Here is a 20,208-nt window from a genome sequence, read left to right as displayed (position 1 = left end):
ACGTAGGCGCTGTACCGCGAGCGCATGAGCTGCTCGGCTGTCGCCGCCCGTTGCTCGCCCGAGATAAGGGGGCCGCAGCAGGAGCCGTAATCAACGTTTGAACCGCAGGGGCAAGGATCCATTTCAGAGAACTCCTCTTGTAGGGATTAATGTAGCCCCCACCGGCAGGAGCCGGGGGATTGCAAGTCGCGGGATTCATGGAGCACGGAACGGCGTGATTATCACGCAAGTCCCCTTTTGAGTCAAGCCGATTTTTTCCGCCCCTTCCCCGGGCATGGTATTGGTTTAGTCGGGCCAGGGTCCTGACAACATCCGGGAGGACACACCGGTGAAGATGCTACGACATTATTATCACATTTCGCCCGTCCCTTTACGCATAGCCTGCGGAGGAAGGATGATTTATAATATACTTAATCAAGGACCAGAACCGCTCTTCGCTTATTTTCCCGTGAGAATGAGGGAAAGTATCCGACTCTCATCCTTCGCGGCGAAAAGGAAGGCGGATCGTAAATGCGGCATGAACGGGAGAAAAACCAATGAGAAGACCAAATAGCATAGTGCGCGTGACGTTCACGCTGTTCCTTGCAGTGCTGTTGCAGTCATGCGCCTCAGGCCTGCATCTGTTGAGCACGCCGGCCGATCCAGCGGACATCGGCGGAACATACACACTTCTGCTGTACGGGTGCCACTATCCCAATGATGTGAAGGATGTAGCCCTTCTCGTCGATGAGGGAAGCAAGTATCCGCTCGAGATCTACGATATCGACACTTCCTATAAGGTAAAAAAGGGCGTGCCCGCGAAGCAGGCGCTCAGTGAGGCCGAGTCATTTATCAGGTGCAGCACACACCGCGTCATAGGAACGCAAATACGGCGGATCCCCGATGGCAGCGGCGGTACCATCGGCTTCGAGGTGAGGCCTTTGTATTTTCCGCTCGACTTCGGTTTTCCTGATATCATGCTGATCACCTATACCCTGAAAGACGGAACCGTGAGATCATATATCAGGCTCGATCCCAACGTGGAGAGTGCAATAGAATCCTCGGGGTCCAATGAAAGCAGTTCGAGGAATTAGCGGGGACGTGGGGAGGCGACCCATCGTCGCATGACCGATCTCCTGCCGGGCCTGGGGGAATAAGCGGACGGGGCGGCATTCATCCCCGCGGCTTCTGCACGGTCCCTTCGATCTCGGCCATGTCTTTTTCGGACAAATGCAGGCCGGCGGCGCGCATCACGCCCTCTGCCTGTTTCGCGCTGCGCGCGCCAACGATCGCGGCCGTGACCGCCGGATGTCTGAGCGTCCAGGCTATGGCTACCTCTCCGGGCGTCCGGCCGTGGCGCTTGCCAACGGCCCGGAGCCGCTCGACGAGCTCCAGGTTCCGGGACAGCCGGGGCTCGTTGAATTCAGGATGACTCCTCCTCCAATCGTCAACAGGAAGCTGCGCGGCGCGCTCCCGGGTCATGGCGCCGGTCAGGAGTCCCGAGGACATCGGCGCGTACACGATGACACCGATTCCCTGCTCACGGCAGAACGGAAGGATGTCCGCCTCAATAGCGCGGCGGACGAGTGAATAGGGCGGCTGGAGCGAGGTGACCGGCGCGATTGTCTGCGCGCGCTTCAGTTGTTCGACATCGAAGTTCGAGACGCCGATCCACCGGACCTTGCCCTCAAGCTGAAGCGCGGCCAGGGTCGACCAGCCCTGCTCCAGTTCCGGTCCGTTGTTCTCGGGCGGCCAGTGGATCTGATACAGATCGATGGCTTCCATCCGGAGTCTCCGCAGGCTGTCCTCGCACTCCTGCCGGATCGATGCGGCCGCGAGCGACCCGGACACCCGCCCCTGCGCGTTCCAGCGCAGTCCGCATTTCGTGAACACAGAGGGCCGCGCCCCTTTCCATTCCGTCATAGCCCTTGCCACGATCTCTTCCGAGTGGCCGAGGCCGTAGACCGCTGCCGTGTCGATCCAGCTCACACCCAGCTCCAGGGCGCGCAGGATGGCTTTGACCGAGTCCTCGTCGTCCTGGGGGCCCCATCCAAACTGCCACCCCGCACCGCCGATGGCCCATGCCCCGTAGCCTATCTGCGTTATCATGAGGTCGGAATTGCCGAGTTTTCGTTTCTGCATGGAAAGCACCTCTTGCACGATGATACGAATTGGGGGTGATGATCGCTGCGTGAGCAGCCCTGGTCTTTTTTTATTGTAGCAGGTATTCCCCGTGGGGAGCTTCCGAATAGCCGGGGTGATACATAAGTCGTCGTCTCTTTCCTCATCTGAGACGTCTATGACACCAGTTTTGCATTGATTCTTGCCATTCCACTATGCTATAGTTTCCGATGCTTAAGGAGCCGGGGTTCCAGGATTTCAATACTCTGTGCTCTAATCCCAGAACCGTCCATCAGCGGTCCGGGACATGAACGAGGTCAACATGCCCTACAACGCGTGGTTTCAATGCATCAATGAGAAGTGCAATGAACAATATCCTCTCAACAAGGTCATCTACCGCTGCAGCCACTGCGAGTCGCTGCTGGAGGTGAAGCACGACATGCAGGCCCTGGCCCACCGCGGCGCCAAAGCCTGGATGAAGCTGTTCGAGGACCGCTACAAGTCGACCCAGTGGCCCTACGGGTCCGGCGTCTGGGGCAAGAAGGAATGGATCCTGCCGAAGATCCATGATGAGAACGTGGTGTCGCTCTACGAGGGCGCCACGAACCTGTTCTGGGCCGAGCGCTTCGGCAAGATGGTAGGCCTGGACAACCTCTGGCTCAAGCTCTGCGGCAATTCCCACAGCGGCTCCTTCAAGGACCTGGGCATGACCGTGCTCGTGTCGCAGGTGAAGCAGATGATCAGCGAAGGCGCGCCGATCCAGGCGGTTGCCTGCGCATCGACCGGTGACACGTCCGCGGCGCTGGCCACCTACTGCGCGGCGGCCGGCATCCAGTCCATCGTGCTCCTTCCGCGGGGCAAGATCTCGATCGCCCAGCTCGTCCAACCCATTGCCAACGGCGCGCTGGTGCTTTCCCTCGATACCGATTTCGACGGCTGCATGCGCGTGGTCCAGGAGATCACCAAGGACGAGACCATCTACCTGGCAAACTCGATGAACTCGCTCCGGATCGAGGGCCAGAAGACCGTGGGCATCGAGATCGTCCAGCAGTTCGACTGGGACGTGCCGGACGTGATCATCATCCCCGGCGGCAACCTGGGGAACGTCTCCGCCCTCGGCTCCGGGCTCCTGATGATGCGGGACCTCGGCGTGATCACGAAGCTGCCGCGCATCGTCGTGGCCCAGGCGGAGCGGGCGAACCCGCTCTACCGCTCGTACCTGAAGAACTTCGCGAGCTTCGAGCCGATGCAGGCCCAGAAGACCCTTGCCAGCGCCATCCAGATCGGGAACCCCGTCAGCATCGAGAAGGCTATCCGGACGCTCAAGCAGTTCGACGGCATCGTGATGGACGCAACGGAGCAGGAGCTTGCCGACGCGGCCGCCATGGGCGACCGCACGGGCATGTTCAACTGCCCCCATACCGGTGTGGCCCTCGCCGCAATGCTCAAGCTCCTCAAGGCCGGAAAGATCGACCGGGCCGAGAAGGTCGTCGTCATATCAACGGCCCACGGGCTCAAGTTCACCGATTTCAAGGTCCAGTACCACGAGGAAAAGCTCGACTTCCCCTGCACCTATGCCAATAAACCGATCGAGCTGCCGCCGACCGTATCGGCAGTGAAGGAAGCGCTGCAGCACGCGCTCAAGAAGAGGAGAGAACAGCATGTCTAAGAAACCGTCAGACCCGAAGAGGTGGAAGCCGGCAACCCTGGGCATCCACGGTCTGGACCGCGTCGCCCACGCGCACTACGCGGTGTCCACGCCGATCGCGCACACGTCGAACTACTATTTCAACAACACCCAGGAAGTCTACGACTTCATGAAGGCCAAGAGCGAGGGAAGGGTGATCCGCGAGCACGAGTATGGCCGCTACGGCAACCCGACGCAGACCGAGTGCGAGCGCAAACTGGCCGCCGTCGAGGGCGCCGAGCGGGCGGTGCTGTTCGCCTCCGGGATGGCCGCTGTGATCCTGACCATCATGACCTTCATGCGGCGCGACGGCCATATCATCTTCACGAGCGACTGCTACCGCCAGACGCGCGACTTCGCCGCAAACCTGCTGGCCGAGTTCGGCATCCAGGTCTCCATGGCGGACCCGACGGCCGAGGCCATCGAGAGGGCCATCAGGCCGAACACGAACATCATCTTCACGGAGTCACCGACCAATCCCTACCTCCGGTGCCTGGACCTCAATGCGGTGGTGAAGGTCGCGAAGAAGCACAAGGTCATGACCATCATCGACGCCACGCTCGCCACGGCCTACAACATCAAGCCCCTGGACATGGGCGTGGACGTTGTGATCCACTCAGCCACCAAGTACCTGGGCGGCCACAACGACCTCCTGGCCGGCGTGGCCCTTGGCTCGGACAAACTCATGAACGACGCCTACCGCATGCAGCGCATGATCGGCGCCACGCCCGGACCGCTCACCTGCTTCCTGCTGGAGCGCGGCCTCAAGACCTTCGGACTCAGGATGAAGCACCATAACGAGGCGGGGCTCGCCGTGGCGCGCATGCTCGAGGCGCACCCCAAGATCGAAAAGGTATGGTACCCGGGCCTGGAATCCCACCCGGACCACAGGATCGCGAAGGAGCAGATGAAGGGCTACGGCAGCGTGGTCACCTTCCTCCTGAGGGGCGACGACGCCAAGACCCGGAAGTTCATCGACGCCCTTGAGCTCTTCCTGATCACACCGAGCCTGGGCGGCAGCGAGAGCCTGGTCACCCAGATGTGGATGATGTCCTTCTTCGACTATCCCGAGGACTATCGGAAGAAGATCGGCATGGAAGACAACTTGGTCCGGCTGGCGCTGGGGCTGGAGGATGTGGACGATCTGATCGCCGATCTGAAACAGGCGCTCGAGAAAATCTGATCAACAAACGCCGGGAGAGAGGAAAACCCTTGCCGGCGATCGGAGGATGATCCAGGAACGTACGAAGGGCCTGCTCCCCGCACCAGGGGGGGACGCGGGCCTTTTCTTTTCAACCATGCACGCGGGCCCGGCCGGCGCTAGAGGTTCCCTGTACTGATGTCCGGGATGGCAGCACTCGTGAAATAGATGACAGCCGAATTACTTCTTTCCCTCCCGCCGTCCTTGTCGCAGGACCCGGCGGTGCCGGGCATGTCTCTCCGAACGGGACCGGGATCGCAGCAGCTGCGCCCCGCATACAAGCGCGTTTCATGCCCTTTGCGTTACGATGCGACCTTAACCACGATCTTCCGTACGGCAGAACTGGCATCGGCTGCCAGCCTCGGCGCGTGGCCGTCCTCGGGCCAGAACACGGCCGCTTGTCCCGCTGTGACCAGGACAGGGCTCCATTCCCCCTGTGGCACGGTGCCGAAGGCGATGTCCTTCTCCGCTTCATAGGGGGCCGTGACCGCGATTCGCTCCGCGGGAGTCCAGCCGATGATCTCCCGCCCCGATACGACGAACTGGACGTCGATATATTTTTTATGGTATTCGAATTGAGGGGCATCCGTCCTGGCCGTCTCATAGCGCTGTACAATGGCAAAAACCCTCTCTCCGTCGATGTCAACCCTGCCGTCGGGAAGACCCTGCAGGTCCCGCCGGAGCAGAAAGTCGATTGCCTGTTTCAGGAGAGGCGTCATCGCTACCTGAGACCCGAGGTGTTTGAGGTCGGCAACGATCATACTGTCGTCACACAGATCATTTTTTCTTCTGTTTCTTCCCGCCGGAATGCAGGAGCATCCCGAGATACTTGTTGATAGGATTCGACCTGTCCAGGAACGTGAGCACGGGGTTTTTCCTTATCCCCTGCGCCCTCACTTCCTTCAAGAGATCAGCATTCCGGTTATCATACTTGAGCCCGTTGCGGAACGCATCGATCCCTTCTTTTTTCCTGCCCGCCGCGACATATGCCCTCCCGAGATTCAAATACGCCACATGATAGTGAATCTCTTCGCCGGACAGGTCCTGCTTCTTCATGATGGTCATGGCTTTCAGGCATGTTTCGATGCCGATCCGGTACCGTCTATCCACGGAGGCCTGAAGATAGCCGTAGTAGGAGAGGAGATAAGGGTCATCAGGGTAATTCAGGACCGCCTCCTGCAGCAGAACATATGCCGCCTTGTGCTTGTCCTTTTTGAGACGGGCCCTGGCTTCGTGCAGATATTCCGCGGCGGTTATGCTCCTGAATTGTGCGGCCGGCACCAGTGCGCCTGACTGCTCGACCTGTTTCGGTTCATTGTCCTTGTTCATGCACCAATTGTATCACAAGCCTTCGCAGAAACAAACCGGAGACGAAAGCTCCCTGCCGGGACGAAAGAATCCTGATCAGCAATATATATTTTAACGCGAGAATACGCCGACCTGTTCCCCTGCGACGTTGCAGCGCATGCGGTCCCGGGGTATACTTGAACTGTGCCTTGTTGTATCGTGCCGCGAACACAGACGAATCCCTTGGAAAGCCCAGCAGGAGGAACTCATGAGCAAAATCACCCTTCCCAAAAACACATTCTGTCTGCCCTGGACTCAAACGCTCCTCGGCGCGCACGTGCAGGGCAAGGTAAATTTCATGGCCCTTGACTGGCTGACCCGTGTCAATTTCGAACCAGCCATGCTCGGCATCTGCGTGGGCAAGGGACATGCGACAAACCAGGCCATACGGGAGACGGGCGAGTTCAGCGTGAATGTGCCTACCGTGGACATGATCCAGGTCACCGATTACTGCGGGATAGTATCGGCCATGCGTGAAGACAAGTCGGGCCTGTTCGAAGTATACTACGGAGAGCTCAAAGCGGCCCCATTGATCAAGGCCTGTCCGGTCAGCATCGAATGCCGGGTGGTGCAGACCGTCGAGCTCCCCTCCAACGCGTTCTTTATCGGAGAGATCGTGACCATCTTTTCCGAGGAGCGCTATCTGTCCGAGGGCAAACCGGATGTGAAGAAGATGCACCCCTTCCTTCTCACCATGCCCGACAACCGCTTCTGGTCCGTGGGAGAGCATGTAGGAAATGCCTGGAAGGACGGCGCAGCTTACCGGGACCGGCTCCGAAAACAGTGATATAACGCGTCGACCGTACCCGGCGACCGACCCGCGTGAGAGGATTGAGCCGGCGCCGGCGAGGTCGACCGGAGATGTTGACGCTATCCAAAGACGCAGCTGCGGCTCAATCCGAGCGATGCTCTTCGCATGTGCGGCAGGGCATTTCCGGACCGCCTGTCTTGCTTGCGCCGCTATCCGATCCCTGCGTGCTCAGCCCCTCTTCGTGCTCTGATATCTCAGCACGGCAGCAACGATCGCACGAGGCCTGCCTTGCCCCCGCTCCTCACGTTGATTCCACGGTCCGCGGTGGAACCTTAAACCAGACACAAAGCAGGACGGATTGAACAGGATGAAGAATCGTGATGATTCATGACGCAATCAGGGTGAATCAGCGCAACCGGCGTGTCTAATAACTTTTGAAATTGATGAGATTGTCGACCCATTGGGAGATGTCCGTTTTGTTTTTTGGCGGTCCGTCGACGCGGATGAGTTCGACGCCGTTCCGAAAGACAAGGATGGTCGGCGTTTTCGTGATCTTGAAGCGCTGGGGCAGGTATTCGTCCGTATCGACATCCACCTTCATGACCTTCAGCTTTCCCGCACGGTCGCGTGCCAGGTCATTGATGACGGGTTCGATGATCTTGCAGTGGATGCACATGGCGGCCGTGAACACGACGAGCACGGTCTCGGGCCAGTGGGCAATTGCACGGTCGAAGCTCTCTGCCTTTGCCCAGACAGGCTCCCGCGGAATGTCGAGGCCTTTCTTGCAGTTCCCGCAAAGCGGCCTGTTCGCTAACCTCGTAAGGGGAACGCGGTTCATGACCAGGCAGGCATTGCATCGGATCAGAGCGGCATCACTGGACATGATCAAAGAGCTCCGGGATGGACTGACAGGCAGCTGCACCAGTATAATCGGATTCGGGCACGGGAGTCAAGTGCAAGGCAATCGGACTCTCGTCCTGCTTCAATCACTGTTCTTCGTTTTGTGAATGTCTTCATACCTTCCTGGAATGAGCTGAAAATGCTCATATCATTCTTAACGGAGGTCGTCCAGAAAGACTGGCTCTGGGGCTGGGGCGGGTCGCTTGCGTAGATGCTGGGTATGCAATCGTTTCTCTCTCGTATTTTTTTATCTTAACATATTTTCAATGAGTTAACGATGTTAACCAATTTATTAAGTGCAGTCTTGATTAAATTGACATTATAATAAAAAAGTATTATAATTTAACCATTACGAAGGCAGATGCAGGAGGAGGCAATGCAATGATTGAAGGATCGCAAGAACTGACCGCTCGAATGAGCACGGAAAAATTGCCAATCGGTGTTCTCCTGTTGGCAAATAACAGCATCCTGCTCCAGGACCTTGAATTTGCCCTGGAGCACCAGAAGTTCAGCAGGCAGTTGTTGGGAGAGATCCTCGTGAACATGGGAGCTGCGGAGAAGGAAGATATCGACAGGGCATTGACTCTGCAGAAGAACGGGTCCGACTGACCCAGCGTACAACGAACACTGACCTGGAGGTACGGCAAGCTGCCGTACCTCTTTTTTATTGTCCCCGCCTTTTTGTGCGCCTCGTTGGTAAAGCATTCCAGGGGTCGTCGGGCCAAGGGTGCTTCGGATAGCGGCCCTTGAGTTCCTTCTTCACCAGCGGGTACCCCAAGTTCCAGAATCCCCTCAGGTCGGTGGTTACCTGCACCGGCCTCCTCGCAGGCGACAGCAGATGCAGAAGCACCTTCACCCTGCCCTCCGCGACCCTCGGCGTGTCGGCAAGTCCGAACAGCTCCTGCAGTTTCACGGCCAGCACCGGCTGTTCGCCCGATGCATAGTCGATCCTGATGCGGGAACCGCTCGGGACCACGATCGTTGCTGGAGCTCGCGCGTCGAGCAGCCGCATCTGCTCCCATGACAGCGCCGCTTTCAATGCGGGGAGGACATCGAGCGCCCTGATGCCCTGGGCGCTGCGGATGCCGGCGAGCCACGGCAGGAGCCAATCCTCCGGTTTCGGCAGGAGATGACGGTCTGACAGGTCCCCCCACGTCTCCTCGGGGAATGCTCTCCGCATCAGGCCCACCCTGGCCTGGAACTGCCTCGCTTCATTCGAAAAGTTCAGCATGCCCGGCGTGGTCCTGATGATGTCGCAGACGATGGCCAGCACCTCCTCTTCGACTGGGGCGACGGACCTCGTGGACAGGAGCAGGGCGCCGAGCCGTTCTTCATGAGCAGAGGCTATCCGCCCTTCGCGGACATCCCATTCCACCTTGCGGACGGACTCGATCGCGCCCGCACATTCGCTGCGGATTATCTCGACGCTCACCGGAGCGGCGATATGGATGGCTCCCTCCTCCTTCCCGCCCGCGTCAACGGTGACCGCAATCAGGTAGGCACTGTTGATCAAATGGCTGTCCTGCGAGATGCGAACCCCCCTGCCCTGCTCGAGAACATAGTGGCCGGCGCTTTCATCACGGCGCTTGCAGACCCTGTCCGGAAAAGCCGAGAGCAGCAGGCGGGAGATCAGGTCCTGGTCATGGCCCCCGTCGGAGCCCGTCCGGCCGCCTGTGACCAGCCGCAGGATCTGCTTCGCAGCTCTGTCCACGGCGCGCAGGGCCGACGGGTCCGCGTTTGCGCCCCCTTCTCTTCCCTGCCGCCACATCCCGAGAACATGCACGCGCTCCGCCATGTCGGGGTCCTTTTTCCCGCGGTCCTGCTCCTGCCGAAACAGGTCCCGCTCGGACAGTATGGCGGCCATGTCCGCTCCCAGCGCCGAACGACCGAGTTCGCTCGAACGCAGCATCATGCGTGACAGTCTCGGATGGAGCGGGAGGCGCGCCATTTCCCTGCCTACCGCGGTAATCGCGCCCGAAGGATCGAGTGCTCCGAGAGAGCGAAGCATCTGACGCCCGGCGTTCCACGCGGCCTGCGGCGGCGGATCTATCCAGGACAGTGCCGCCGGGTCAACGACGCCCCACGCGGCGAGTTCCAGCACGAGCGATGCGAGGTCGGATTCGAGGATCTCCGCAGGTGCGAAAGACGGCAGGCCCTGCAGATCGTACCTGCTGTACAGGCGGTAGCAGAAACCGGGGCCGAGCCTGCCCGCCCTCCCCTTGCGCTGCTCGGCCGATGCCCTCGACACCGTGACCGTCACGAGCCGGTTCATGCCCGTGGACGGATCATAACGAAGCCTGCGCGTCAGGCCGGAGTCGATCACCACATGCACACCCTCGATCGTGAGGCTCGTCTCGGCGATATTCGTGGCAAGTACGATCTTCCGATGGTCCTTTGCCGGAAGAATCGCCCGTTCCTGCTCCTCGAAAGGAAGATCGCCATACAGGGGATGGAGCGAAAGACGCTCCTCGGCCATGTCCAATGATCCCTGCAGGCTCTTTGCGCACGCCCGGATCTCGCCCGCGCCGGGGAAGAAGGCAAGGATATCGCCGTGGGTCTCGCGGATCGCTGTTCCGACGACCGCGGCCATCTGTTCCGGAAGCGGGGCATGCCGGGGCTCGACATATCGTTCCTCCACGGGAAAGGCCCTTCCCGCGGACGTAATCACTGCCGCATTCCCCAGCAGCGCGGCTATCTGCCCCTGCTCAATCGTTGCAGACATGACCAGTATCCTGAGGTCCGGCCGGAGCTGCCTGCGAACGTCAAGACAGAGCGCGAGGGCAAGATCGGCATGGATGCTGCGTTCATGGAATTCGTCGAAGATGACCAGGCCGACCCCGTCGAGCCCCGGGTCGGCCTGAATGCGGCGGGTGAGAATGCCCTCGGTGACGACCTCGATGCGTGTTCCCGCGGACACCCTCGAATCGAACCGGATTCGGTAACCGACGGTCCCGCCCGCCTGTTCCTGCAGCGACTGCGCCATCCATCGCGCCGCCGATACAGCGGCTATCCTGCGCGGCTCGAGCATGACGATCCGGCGCTGCGCGGACGGCAGCATGTCGAGCAGTGCGAGCGGAACGCGTGTCGTCTTTCCCGCGCCGGGAGGCGCATGGAGAACCACCGAGTGGTTTGTTAAAAAAGCCTCTTTCAGCTTGGGCAGGACGCCTTCAATGGGATAGGATGTCATGACTGAGCGTGTATTTACCCTTCCGCGCGCGGCGATGCGGACTAACGATTATAGCATCGGCAATGGGCTCCGAATTCAGATCAAGTATAAGCCCACACGTCGCGTCCGTCAATGCACAGTGCTGATACGCCAGTACAACGATTCTGGCTGACCGCCGAATCCACGCAGCCAACTCCAGGGAGAAACGTCCGGATTTTGCGAAGCGTTGACGTGATGCTGGCAAATGGTGACGGTCATCATCCCCATTGTTGCGTTGTTGCATTATTCCTTGACCGCATACACCCCCTGTGTTATGCTCGCACATCCTGATCCAAAAGGAGGAACACTATGCTGCACAAGTCAATCATCGTTTCGTCTCTCATCGTGTCGCTGTTCTTAGTAACCTCCGCGCCTGCCGCGGACCAGGCTTTGAAGCCCTATTTCCTCGGGTACCGGGGGGCGGGAAGCATCGAGGCAAAGCTGCCGGAGGTAAAGGCCGGGCTCACCCAGAAGGGTTTCCAGATCGTCGGCGAGTACGAGCCATACAAGGGGGCCCATGTTCTGGCAATCACGAGCGACGCCCTGAAATCCGTCGCGGCCAGATCAGACTTCGGTGCTTACGGCGCGATCCTGCGCGTGACGGTCACCGATACCGGGAAGGAGATCCAGGTGGCAGCCACAAACCCAAGGTACTACGCTGCAGCGTACCGCATGCAGGATGGACTCGACCTGGTAGCCGCGACGCTCGGACAGGCCATCAACAAAACCGCCGAGTTCGGGTCCGAAGAGGGCATGACTGCGGCCAAACTCCGCAAGTACCACTATATGGCCATGATGCCTTATTTCGACGACCCGATACAGCTCGCCGCATATCCCTCGCAGGACCAGGCGCTCGCAGCCGTTGAAACGGCACTTGCGGCCGGGAAAGGCGGATCATCGAAGGTGTACCGGGTAGATGTGCCGGGTAAGAAAGAGGCGGTCATCGGAGTTGCCATTGCCGGAGGCGACGGCGCCGATGCCGCGATCATGAAGGTCATCGACAAGGGCGAGTTGAAGAACACACCCCATCTCCCCTATGAACTCGTTGTTTCCAACGGAGCTGTGTACATGCTCCACGGCAAATTCCGCATCGCCCTCGATTTTCCGGATCTCACGATGGGGACGTTCATGAAGATCTCCGGCGCGCCGTCCGCCATCGAGGACAAGCTGCGGGTCATCGCCGGAGAAAAATAAGTGAGGGTCCGGGTATTGCTTGGTGAGCATGCGCTCTGAGGAATATGCGGCTGAAGCCAGCATCTGTACCCACTCTCATCCCGTCGAACGGCAGGGAGACCAAGGCCCGGGCATGGGGAAAAGCTCCTGTTACGCCAACAGACTGGACTTGGGCAAAGAAAAGGAGCTGCCTAATCGCAGCTCCTTTTTTATGGGCGTCTCCAGGGGGATTTGAGTCACTCTTCTCACCGTGAAAGCGGCAAGTGGCATTCTGCACGCATCGGCAGGCATACTGATGAATTGCCTTCAGAAGAGAAACTTCCTATCATACAATATCCGTTCCGGAAATAACGGCCCATCACCCCCCTACCTGGGTCGCCAAGAAGATGGGAAGCGTCATGTGCGAAATCTGGTCTTGAAGCTCTTCAATCCCGTCGATGTGCTGGTCCTCATCGGTGAGAATATGTTCGAGCACCTCCCGCGTCGCAAAATCATTCACCTCTCCCGCCTGTCGTATCGCCGCATTGTAGGCTTTGATGGCACCCTCTTCCGCGGCGTGGTCGTAATCCAGCTGCTTCGTCACATCGCTGCCGATGTGAATCTGCTTCAGCGTGGACACGACCGGCATGCCTTCGAGAAATATGATCCTTCCGATGAGCTTTTCAGCATGCTTCATCTCCGTGATGGACCGCTTTTCGAAGTGTTCATGCAGTTTGCCATACCCCCAGTTGGCGCACATTTCGGAATGCACCATGTACTGGTTGATCGCCGTCAGTTCATCGGCAAGGAGCGAATTCAACGTCTCGATAAGCTTCGGATCTCCCTTCATTTTTGCATACCCCCTTTTCAAATGATAACAAAAGTATCCACATCCCCATTTCCGGAATGTATCTGCCAATTAAAAGTGAACGCTTGAGCCTGCGGAGAACCCGCATAAAAGGATCGACACTGTCATTATACCATAACCCATGCCGATCGTGTCCTTTCGAGACATTCTCCCGAAGCCGTTGACAGACTCTTACGATGAGCAAGGACGCTTTCCCGGACGGAGCAGCGACCTGGCACAGGAAAGGAACATTTGATGATATCACTATGGATCATGAGGTTGGATCAGGGGATTTCTCGTATCCATGAACACGAACCTCCACCAACTCCCGACAGGACAGAGATCGGCCCTTGTAAAGGCCTCGTGGACGTTATCGCGGCGAGAGTTTTGTCGTGAATAAACAGAATTCAGCCGTTCAATATTCAAAAAAGAGTTAAAGCTTTTCTGCCCGGGAAAGTGTATCATTAGAAGATCAAAGTGAAGCGCAGATTCAGCCACTCACCGAATTCAATACACTCTTCGGGCAGATTCACGGGACTGGCGTTCAATATGAAATGAACAATACTAATATTTTTTTAGGTAATGAGGAGGCCTTATGCTGGAAAAAAATTCCGTAGGAAAAAACATTGAGTCCTACTGCACGAAGTGCAGGTTGAATCTTGATCATACCATTATGGCAATGAGCGGAGAGGTGATCGCGAAAGTGCGATGTAAGACCTGCGGTGGTGCTCATAAGTTTCGGAACCCCCATGACGCTAAAAAAGTCTCGAAGCCGAGAGCGAAAAAGGGCGCCGGAGAGGTAGTGAAAACAGAGGTCATCTGGGAGGCCGGCCTTGCAGAGGCAAAAGGGAAAGAGCGTGATTACAGCATGGCAGCGAAATATAGCGTGGGCGACGTCGTCAATCACCAAACGTTCGGCAAGGGCATCGTGGTAAAGCTCTATGCCAATAAATGCGATATGCTGTTCAAGGACAAGGCCCGGCTGATGGCATCGACTAATCAGTAAACGCGCTTCTGATCGTATCGGTATATCACTGCATGCTGATGATCGAGGCAGGTAGACGAATCAGTCAATGAGCGGGTTGTTGGGGAGAGGGTTCAGTCTGCTGAACTGTCAGCGCGAAATCAATGCGTCCTCCATTTTCTCCAGGAGGGCTCACGTCTCAGCACCTTGGCATGGTCACACATCAACTCCTTAGTCCCGGCGGGAAGTCGTTTCTCGGTCGAGCATCCTCTTGATACCATGGTGGCATCACACCGTACCGGTCTGACAGCTTGCTTCTTTCGATCCTATGTCTTCCCTTCCCCGACCCTCCTGAAGTCGATATAGCCCCGCTCCACGTCCGTGCGCATCAGCTGGACGCGGACCCGCTGGCCCACGTCGACGCCTTCAAAGCCGGTCGTCAGTCTTCCTTCAATGGGTGGAGAGAGAAGACGGACCCAGGTGCCTTTTTCCGCTGCGCCCGTGACAAATGCATCGAACTGCTCACCGAGCCTGTGTTCCAGCAGCATTGCCGCTGCGGATTTTCTGACCTGTCTTTCGACCTTCTTTGCCGCATCCTCTTTTTCCGTGCAGTGCTTTGCCAGTTCCGACAGCTCTCCGTTCTCGTACGGCATCCGCTGTCCGGAGATGGCCGCCTTCAGCAGGCGTTGCGTGATCAGGTCCGGATACCGGCGGTTCGGGGCCGTGGAATGGGAATAATCCTGAACGGCGAGTCCGAAGTGGCCGCCTGTACCGCCACCCGGCACCTCGAGCACGTATTCACCCGCGCCGAGCAGTTTGATGACTGCGAGGGAAAGATCGGGAAACCGGAGCGGGTCAACCGCTTGCGCCTCGGTGAGGAACGCCTCAAGAGATCTCGCGTCAGGCTCCGCGGGAAGCGCTTTGCCATGGTCCAAGGCAAGCTCCCTGATCCGGTCCCACCGCTTCGGCGTGCGTACCACGCGCCGGAACGACGGCAGACCCCTGTCGGAGAGAAAGCGCGCCGTCACGCCGTTTGCCGCGATCATGAGGTCCTCGATTATGTCCTTGGCCCTGTTATGACCTACGGCCTGGAGGTCCTTCACTTCGTCGGCATCGAACACCAGCCGCGCTTCCACGGTCTCAAGGGTGAGCGCGCCGTGCTCATGCCTGAGCGTCTTCAGCCGCTGGGCGATGCGGTCCTGGAGCCGGAGGTTTTCCTCAAGGCCGGGGACTGCAGGTATCTCCGGCGGGATCGCGCCTGCGCCTTCAAGCCAGGCGGCAACACTGTCGTAGGCCAGTTTTGCGCGATTCCAGACAAGCGCTCCATACACATCGGAACGCAGCAGTGCTCCCTCCTCCCCCACAACCAGTTCAATGATCAATGCATGCCGCTCCGAGGCGTAGTTGAGGGACGTAAGGTCCGTCGAAAGCTTTTCCGGCAGCATGGGAAAGATCCTGGCAGCAGTATAGACCGACGTGGTATTCCGGCGCGCGTGCTCGTCGATCGCCGAGTCCTTTCTGACCAGAGAGTCCACATCGGCGACTGCAACAAGGACCCTCACGCTCTTGTCAGGCAGGACCTCTGCAACGGTCAACTGGTCCAGATCGCGCGAGTCATCATTATCGATGGAACACCAGAGCAGATGCCGCAGATCGCGCGTTGTCTTATCCGTTTGCGCCGCAGGCCCGCGAAGCTCGTCGAGCTCGGCAAGCGCCTGGGAGGAAAAGTCCGGAAGCAACCCCCGCTCGACCATCGCCCGGCGCGCGATCCTTTGCAGGAGAGCTCGGTTTTGTTTGTCGCTCGAGTTTGTCATGGAGAACAAGCCTAGTATATAGGACATTGCAGGCAAGTGCAATATGCAGAAATGTGAACGTGACTGCCGGCAATAACGGGCGCATCTTGGAGACCTGATGTTTAAGGCTTTCCGCTTGCCGGCGTTCGGCTTGGGCTGAAATAGATCACAAGAATATATGTCTATACATCCGGCGCTTATCATTGTATAGTGATACAGTTCCCGACGCTGCGAATCACGGCCTGGCCCGGGGCGTAACCCAGCTCATAAAATTTTTATTAAGGAGTCAACCTATGGCGAAACCGAACTTCAATTTTCAGAAACGTCAGAAGGAGCTTGCTAAGAAAAAAAAGACCGAAGAAAAAAGGCAGCGCAAACTTGACAAAAATGCAGTTAAGCCAGCAGAGGGTCCGGGCGGGCCGTCCGAAGGGGGAGAAGGCAATTAACTAACGGCGGCTCATGGAAAGGCAGGCAACGACGATGAAAAGGGAGGTGATGATACATGGCCGCTTCACGGCAAGGCGCAAAGAAGGAAGTAAAAAAACCGAAAAGCAAGAAGAAGTAATCTTTTCTGGGCTCAGGGCTGCAGCATGAAAATCAATCCTATCTGGCGGAGGGGGTGGACATGGCAAAACCAATGACGAAATCGCAGTTGGTGGCAAAGGTCGCGGAGCAAGCATCGCTTACCAAGAAAGGGGCCGCCGAGATATTGGATTTTATCGCGCAGGTCGCTTACAAGGAGGCAAAGAACAGTTTCACGTTGCCCGGGCTCGGCAAGCTGGTGCTCGTACAGCGCAAGGCCCGTCTGGGCAGGAATCCTGCGACCGGTGAGACAATCAAGATAAAGGCAAAGAAGGTCGTCAAGTTCCGGGTTGCCAAAGCAGCCAAAGACGCGATCCTCGGCGCGAAGTAGAGATCGGCTGTACGTGCATGCCCACTCAGAGCGTGAGTGGGCTTTTTTTGACAAGAACGGTGGAGAGGAAGATGGTTCTGAACGTGCTGTTGAGACAACGGGGCGCGGATTGGTGTTCTTGGGAAGCCCCACCCGCAGCGGGGGGTTCTATTTAGCCTGTTTGCTGTACTGGATATTGACTTCGTAGGCGATGCTGGCGTGTCCAAGAGTATGGTTCGTACCGTGGCAAAATATCTTTCCCTTGATCGACTTCTTGCGGGATTTGGTCAGGCCTGCGACGACGGGGGCCAGATCATAACCGCCGTTCGCGCACCCGTCCTCCATGCATTTCATGTGAAAACCGGCATAATCAGCGGGCGAGAAACTGAGCGTGCGTGTCATTAAGACCGCATCTTGACCACGCTTGTAATAGGTCATGCGAAATTCTATGCTCGTAACCCCGGCATGGCGCTCCGACACAAGGCCAGCGGCGACAAGGGCGGCCTTCTCCAGTTCCAGCTTTTCTTTATAACTCTGTCGTTGCCGCATATTTCTCCTTCAGCCTTGTCATAGAAAAGGACAAGAGCCTCAAAGACGTGGACCGAACCCTGATTTTCTCCGCGATCGCACGGTACGAAGCAAAAGGGAGAGCAGCAAGAGAAATAAAAACAGGCCCTGAATGATCAGGGCCTGCAATGGTTTAAGCGTCAGATCGCTTAGAGCTTTACAACGTTGGCTGCTTTGGGGCCCTTGGGCGAGTCGACAACGTCGAACTGCACTGACTGGCCTTCAGCTAACGACTTGAAGCCGCTGTCCTGAATGTCGCCGAAATGAACGAACACATCGCCGCCCTTTTCACGGGTAATGAATCCAAAACCCTTGGAATCATTGAACCACTTTACGGTACCTGTCTCCATGATGAGCTACCTCCTTCTTGTGAATTGAAGCGACGGAAAAGGACATAAAAAAAATGCCGCAAAGTCGATCTGTCTTTGCGGTTTCCCTACAAGAACATCCGGAACTTCTGAAACGTATAATGCCACTTCTACGCTGGAATGTCAAGGATTATCTTTGCAGGGTTATCTTTATTATAAGGCTACGGAGCGCGCAATCCCGGAGAAGGAGCTACACAAGATTGCGGCAAAAGAATGTACAATTTACCGTCCCCTCCTTTTTTGCTTTTTCTTGCTGTTAATATAACCTCCGAGAGAATCATTTTCCGGATTTTTTCACCCAATTCCGATATCTACCTCATACGGGGCTGCACAACATCCTGGAATTCGTCAACCATACCTGCCAGGTCGCCTTGACGCACTCGTCATTATATGTGAATTACCTCATATGTGAATTACCTCTTGAAACGTGCAGAACGCCGCCTTTGAACCGTGCCGCCACGACGTGTCAGGAAAAAATGCGCCGACCCCGGTGGCTCGAAGCTCTCGTTGAGTACCGTCAAACCTCCGCTCCATTGCGGAGCATCTCTCCGTCGCCTGTTTCAAAACCCTCATTTCATCCGGCGTGCGGATCATAGGAAAGCAGTGTTCATCGCTCCCAGTCGAAATACGAGTAAGACTCAATTACATTTATAAATGATTTTACAAGGATAGAAGCATTATCGCTGCGCCAGACAACGGCAAGTTTTACCTCCGGGGGCGATCCTGACAAGGGTATATACTGCACTCCCGGCCGTCTGATATTTTTTATAAAATCGGGGAGGAGGCAGGCTCCCATTCCGGAAGCTACGAGGCCTAACACTGTCTGTACCTGCCCTGCCTCTTGCGCTATTTTCGGACTGAACCCGGCAGAATGACACAGGCTGATAAAGGCGTCACGGACAACCGGCTCCGAGGAGCGCGTGTTTGCGATGAAGGGCTCGTGAGCCAGCTGCTTGATATGCACCGATCTACGGCCAGAAAGAGGGTGTTTGTTGTGCAATACCGCCAGCAAAGGCGCTACCGTGAGCGTTTTGGATGCAAGCACGGGGTCGTGAGCGCTCGTATAGAAAAATCCGACATCAATGCGTTTCGCATGAAGCGATGCTACCTGTTCTGCGGTATTTATCTCATGCAGTTCCAGCTCTACGTCCGGGAAGCGTTCGTGGAATAATCGTATCCCATCAGGCAAAAAAGTATGGATCACGGATCCCACAAACCCTACTACCAGACGTCCAGCCTTTCCGCCGTAAATCCTTCTGGCAGTTTCAGCAGCATGTTCAACATGTAAAAGGACCTGCCTGGCCTCTTTAAGAAAATGACTGCCGGCAGTGGTCATCTGTATGTTTCGCCTCGACCTGTCAAAAAGCTTTATCCCAAGTTCTTCCTCCAGGTTCATGATCTGCTGACTCAAAGGCGGCTGTGCGATGTTAAGCTTTTTGGCAGCCCTCCCAAAATGGAGTTCCTCAGCCACTGCAACAAAGTATTTGAGATGTCGTAGTTCCATATTTAAAAGGTATTGAAATGATACTATCAATATATTGGACGTATGTCAAGGCAGTAGCTACCATAACTAATAAAGAGTCAGGGATGGGGAAAACATCACGCATGAGCTTCACCATTCTCAATTGCAAAGGAGGTAACAATGACGAGCATACCTAGTTGGCAGATTTGGGGAGACCGAGTACTCTATGCATATGAGCTATCACGTGATCGAGAGCACAAAGGCGGAGCATACCTTCCCTGCAGTCGTTCATTCTGTATAAAATGCAATAGCGGTTGCCCGCATTGTTCGAACTGATGCAATTGAAGTGGGAAGCGTCGAGTAAGCTTTTTTTGTGACTAAGCATCTACTGGTGCCTCACAATTGCCGCATAGCATCAATAGAGATAGAAAATGAAAAGGGTTAGCATTTTATGCTAACCCTTTGTTTTTTATGATGACGATGCAGAGTTTGAACCTGCGCCGCCAGCGGCTAATAACATGATTTATAACATAAAATTGGCGTCCCCAAGGGGATTCGAACCCCCGTTAATCGGTTATTTTGTCTATTACTACAATCAATTATGAACAATTAATCTCGATTTTTGCACTATCTGTGCACCAACCGTGAAAGCCGCCTCGCCGAAGGGTTTGTAGTCAGCACTCTAGTCTATATAGTCTATAGTAGTCTATAGGGTCACGTCTTGTTATTTGATATTTGCTCTTGAGCAGCCACTAACCTGCTAACGGTCGCATAGTTCAACCCCAGATGGTCCGCGATCTCTCTCTGAAGATACCCATGTTTCTCCACTGCATGAACTGACCCCCACCGTTTGGACAAATATGGTAGAGTACCGGACAGGATCCATGGCCTGGAACGGGCAGAAAGGATCTTGTCATGAAGAAACAGAGGTCGTTCAGTTCCGAGTTCAAGCGTCAAGTTGTTGAAGAATAC

General features: G+C 56.6%; 20 protein-coding genes. 9 read left to right on the top strand and 11 right to left on the bottom strand.

Annotated features, from left to right (window positions below; all coding sequences use genetic code 11):
- On the bottom strand, positions 1–122 hold a 122-nt coding region (locus VL197_08590), incomplete at its 3' end, for an SEC-C metal-binding domain-containing protein (GenBank protein HUJ18038.1).
- Positions 123–536: 414 nt separating this feature from the next.
- On the opposite strand from VL197_08590, the gene VL197_08585 reads away from it, so the two are divergent.
- Positions 537–1,073, top strand: coding sequence for a hypothetical protein (locus VL197_08585; GenBank protein HUJ18037.1), 537 nt, complete (start codon positions 537–539; stop codon positions 1,071–1,073).
- 79 nt (positions 1,074–1,152) lie between these two features.
- Here VL197_08585 and VL197_08580 read toward each other — a convergent pair whose 3' ends face one another.
- Positions 1,153–2,121 (bottom strand): aldo/keto reductase, encoded by a 969-nt coding sequence (locus VL197_08580; GenBank protein ID HUJ18036.1) that lies wholly within the window; start codon positions 2,119–2,121, stop codon positions 1,153–1,155.
- 301 nt (positions 2,122–2,422) lie between these two features.
- On the opposite strand from VL197_08580, the gene thrC reads away from it, so the two are divergent.
- Both thrC and VL197_08570 read left to right on the top strand, forming a co-directional pair.
- Positions 2,423–3,769 (top strand): threonine synthase, encoded by a 1,347-nt coding sequence (thrC, locus tag VL197_08575; GenBank protein HUJ18035.1) that lies wholly within the window; start codon positions 2,423–2,425, stop codon positions 3,767–3,769.
- Positions 3,762–4,970 (top strand): aminotransferase class I/II-fold pyridoxal phosphate-dependent enzyme, encoded by a 1,209-nt coding sequence (locus VL197_08570; GenBank protein ID HUJ18034.1) that lies wholly within the window; start codon positions 3,762–3,764, stop codon positions 4,968–4,970. The genes thrC and VL197_08570 overlap by 8 nt, the downstream gene beginning before the upstream one ends.
- A gap of 320 nt (positions 4,971–5,290) precedes the next feature.
- On the opposite strand, the gene VL197_08565 is transcribed toward VL197_08570, so the two are convergent.
- Both VL197_08565 and VL197_08560 read right to left on the bottom strand, forming a co-directional pair.
- Complete coding sequence (locus VL197_08565; GenBank protein HUJ18033.1) at positions 5,291–5,749, bottom strand: YhcH/YjgK/YiaL family protein; 459 nt, start codon at positions 5,747–5,749, stop codon at positions 5,291–5,293.
- Between the two features lie 16 nt (positions 5,750–5,765).
- Complete coding sequence (locus VL197_08560; GenBank protein HUJ18032.1) at positions 5,766–6,317, bottom strand: hypothetical protein; 552 nt, start codon at positions 6,315–6,317, stop codon at positions 5,766–5,768.
- A 226-nt stretch (positions 6,318–6,543) separates the two neighbouring features.
- Here VL197_08560 and VL197_08555 point away from each other — a divergent pair, with 226 nt between their 5' ends.
- Positions 6,544–7,122 carry a flavin reductase family protein gene (locus VL197_08555; protein ID HUJ18031.1) on the top strand — a complete coding sequence of 193 codons (579 nt, stop codon included), beginning with the start codon at positions 6,544–6,546 and terminating at the stop codon, positions 7,120–7,122.
- 388 nt (positions 7,123–7,510) lie between these two features.
- Here VL197_08555 and VL197_08550 read toward each other — a convergent pair whose 3' ends face one another.
- On the bottom strand, positions 7,511–7,969 hold the full coding sequence (locus tag VL197_08550; protein HUJ18030.1) for a thioredoxin domain-containing protein: 459 nt from the start codon (positions 7,967–7,969) through the stop codon (positions 7,511–7,513).
- 398 nt (positions 7,970–8,367) lie between these two features.
- Between VL197_08550 and VL197_08545 the strand changes: the two genes are divergently transcribed.
- On the top strand, positions 8,368–8,595 hold the full coding sequence (locus VL197_08545) for a hypothetical protein (GenBank protein ID HUJ18029.1): 228 nt from the start codon (positions 8,368–8,370) through the stop codon (positions 8,593–8,595).
- Between the two features lie 55 nt (positions 8,596–8,650).
- Here the strand turns inward: VL197_08545 and hrpB are convergent, their stop codons facing one another.
- Positions 8,651–11,173 carry an ATP-dependent helicase HrpB gene (gene hrpB / locus VL197_08540; protein ID HUJ18028.1) on the bottom strand — a complete coding sequence of 841 codons (2,523 nt, stop codon included), beginning with the start codon at positions 11,171–11,173 and terminating at the stop codon, positions 8,651–8,653.
- Positions 11,174–11,500: 327 nt separating this feature from the next.
- Here hrpB and VL197_08535 point away from each other — a divergent pair, with 327 nt between their 5' ends.
- Complete coding sequence (locus VL197_08535) at positions 11,501–12,385, top strand: hypothetical protein (protein HUJ18027.1); 885 nt, start codon at positions 11,501–11,503, stop codon at positions 12,383–12,385.
- 337 nt (positions 12,386–12,722) lie between these two features.
- On the opposite strand, the gene bfr is transcribed toward VL197_08535, so the two are convergent.
- Positions 12,723–13,193, bottom strand: a complete 471-nt coding sequence (gene bfr / locus VL197_08530; GenBank protein HUJ18026.1) for a bacterioferritin — start codon at positions 13,191–13,193, stop codon at positions 12,723–12,725.
- 592 nt (positions 13,194–13,785) lie between these two features.
- On the opposite strand from bfr, the gene VL197_08525 reads away from it, so the two are divergent.
- Positions 13,786–14,196: a hypothetical protein gene (locus VL197_08525; GenBank protein HUJ18025.1), complete on the top strand. Its 411-nt coding sequence runs from the start codon at positions 13,786–13,788 to the stop codon at positions 14,194–14,196.
- Between the two features lie 284 nt (positions 14,197–14,480).
- On the opposite strand, the gene VL197_08520 is transcribed toward VL197_08525, so the two are convergent.
- Positions 14,481–15,968 (bottom strand): RNB domain-containing ribonuclease, encoded by a 1,488-nt coding sequence (locus tag VL197_08520; protein HUJ18024.1) that lies wholly within the window; start codon positions 15,966–15,968, stop codon positions 14,481–14,483.
- 272 nt (positions 15,969–16,240) lie between these two features.
- Between VL197_08520 and VL197_08515 the strand changes: the two genes are divergently transcribed.
- Both VL197_08515 and VL197_08510 read left to right on the top strand, forming a co-directional pair.
- A complete protein-coding gene (locus tag VL197_08515; GenBank protein ID HUJ18023.1) occupies positions 16,241–16,393 on the top strand; it encodes a hypothetical protein in 153 nt (50 codons plus the stop codon).
- Between the two features lie 179 nt (positions 16,394–16,572).
- The gene (locus VL197_08510) at positions 16,573–16,860 is read left to right on the top strand and encodes an HU family DNA-binding protein (GenBank protein ID HUJ18022.1); all 288 of its coding nucleotides are present in this window, start codon (positions 16,573–16,575) and stop codon (positions 16,858–16,860) included.
- Between the two features lie 147 nt (positions 16,861–17,007).
- Here the strand turns inward: VL197_08510 and VL197_08505 are convergent, their stop codons facing one another.
- The 3 genes from VL197_08505 to VL197_08495 all read right to left on the bottom strand — a co-directional run bounded on the left by VL197_08505 (position 17,008) and on the right by VL197_08495 (position 19,278).
- Entirely contained in the window at positions 17,008–17,388 is a 381-nt protein-coding gene (locus VL197_08505) for a hypothetical protein (GenBank protein HUJ18021.1), read from the bottom strand.
- A gap of 167 nt (positions 17,389–17,555) precedes the next feature.
- Complete coding sequence (locus VL197_08500; GenBank protein ID HUJ18020.1) at positions 17,556–17,756, bottom strand: cold-shock protein; 201 nt, start codon at positions 17,754–17,756, stop codon at positions 17,556–17,558.
- Positions 17,757–18,381: 625 nt separating this feature from the next.
- Positions 18,382–19,278: a LysR family transcriptional regulator gene (locus tag VL197_08495; GenBank protein ID HUJ18019.1), complete on the bottom strand. Its 897-nt coding sequence runs from the start codon at positions 19,276–19,278 to the stop codon at positions 18,382–18,384.
- Between the last annotated feature and the right edge of the window lie 930 nt (positions 19,279–20,208).

The organism is Nitrospirota bacterium, from assembly GCA_035516965.1.
Classification (GTDB): domain Bacteria; phylum Nitrospirota; class UBA9217; order UBA9217; family UBA9217; genus MHEA01.
The sequence above is the reverse complement of the archived record's forward strand: the minus strand, read 5'-3'. Positions and strand labels throughout refer to the sequence as shown.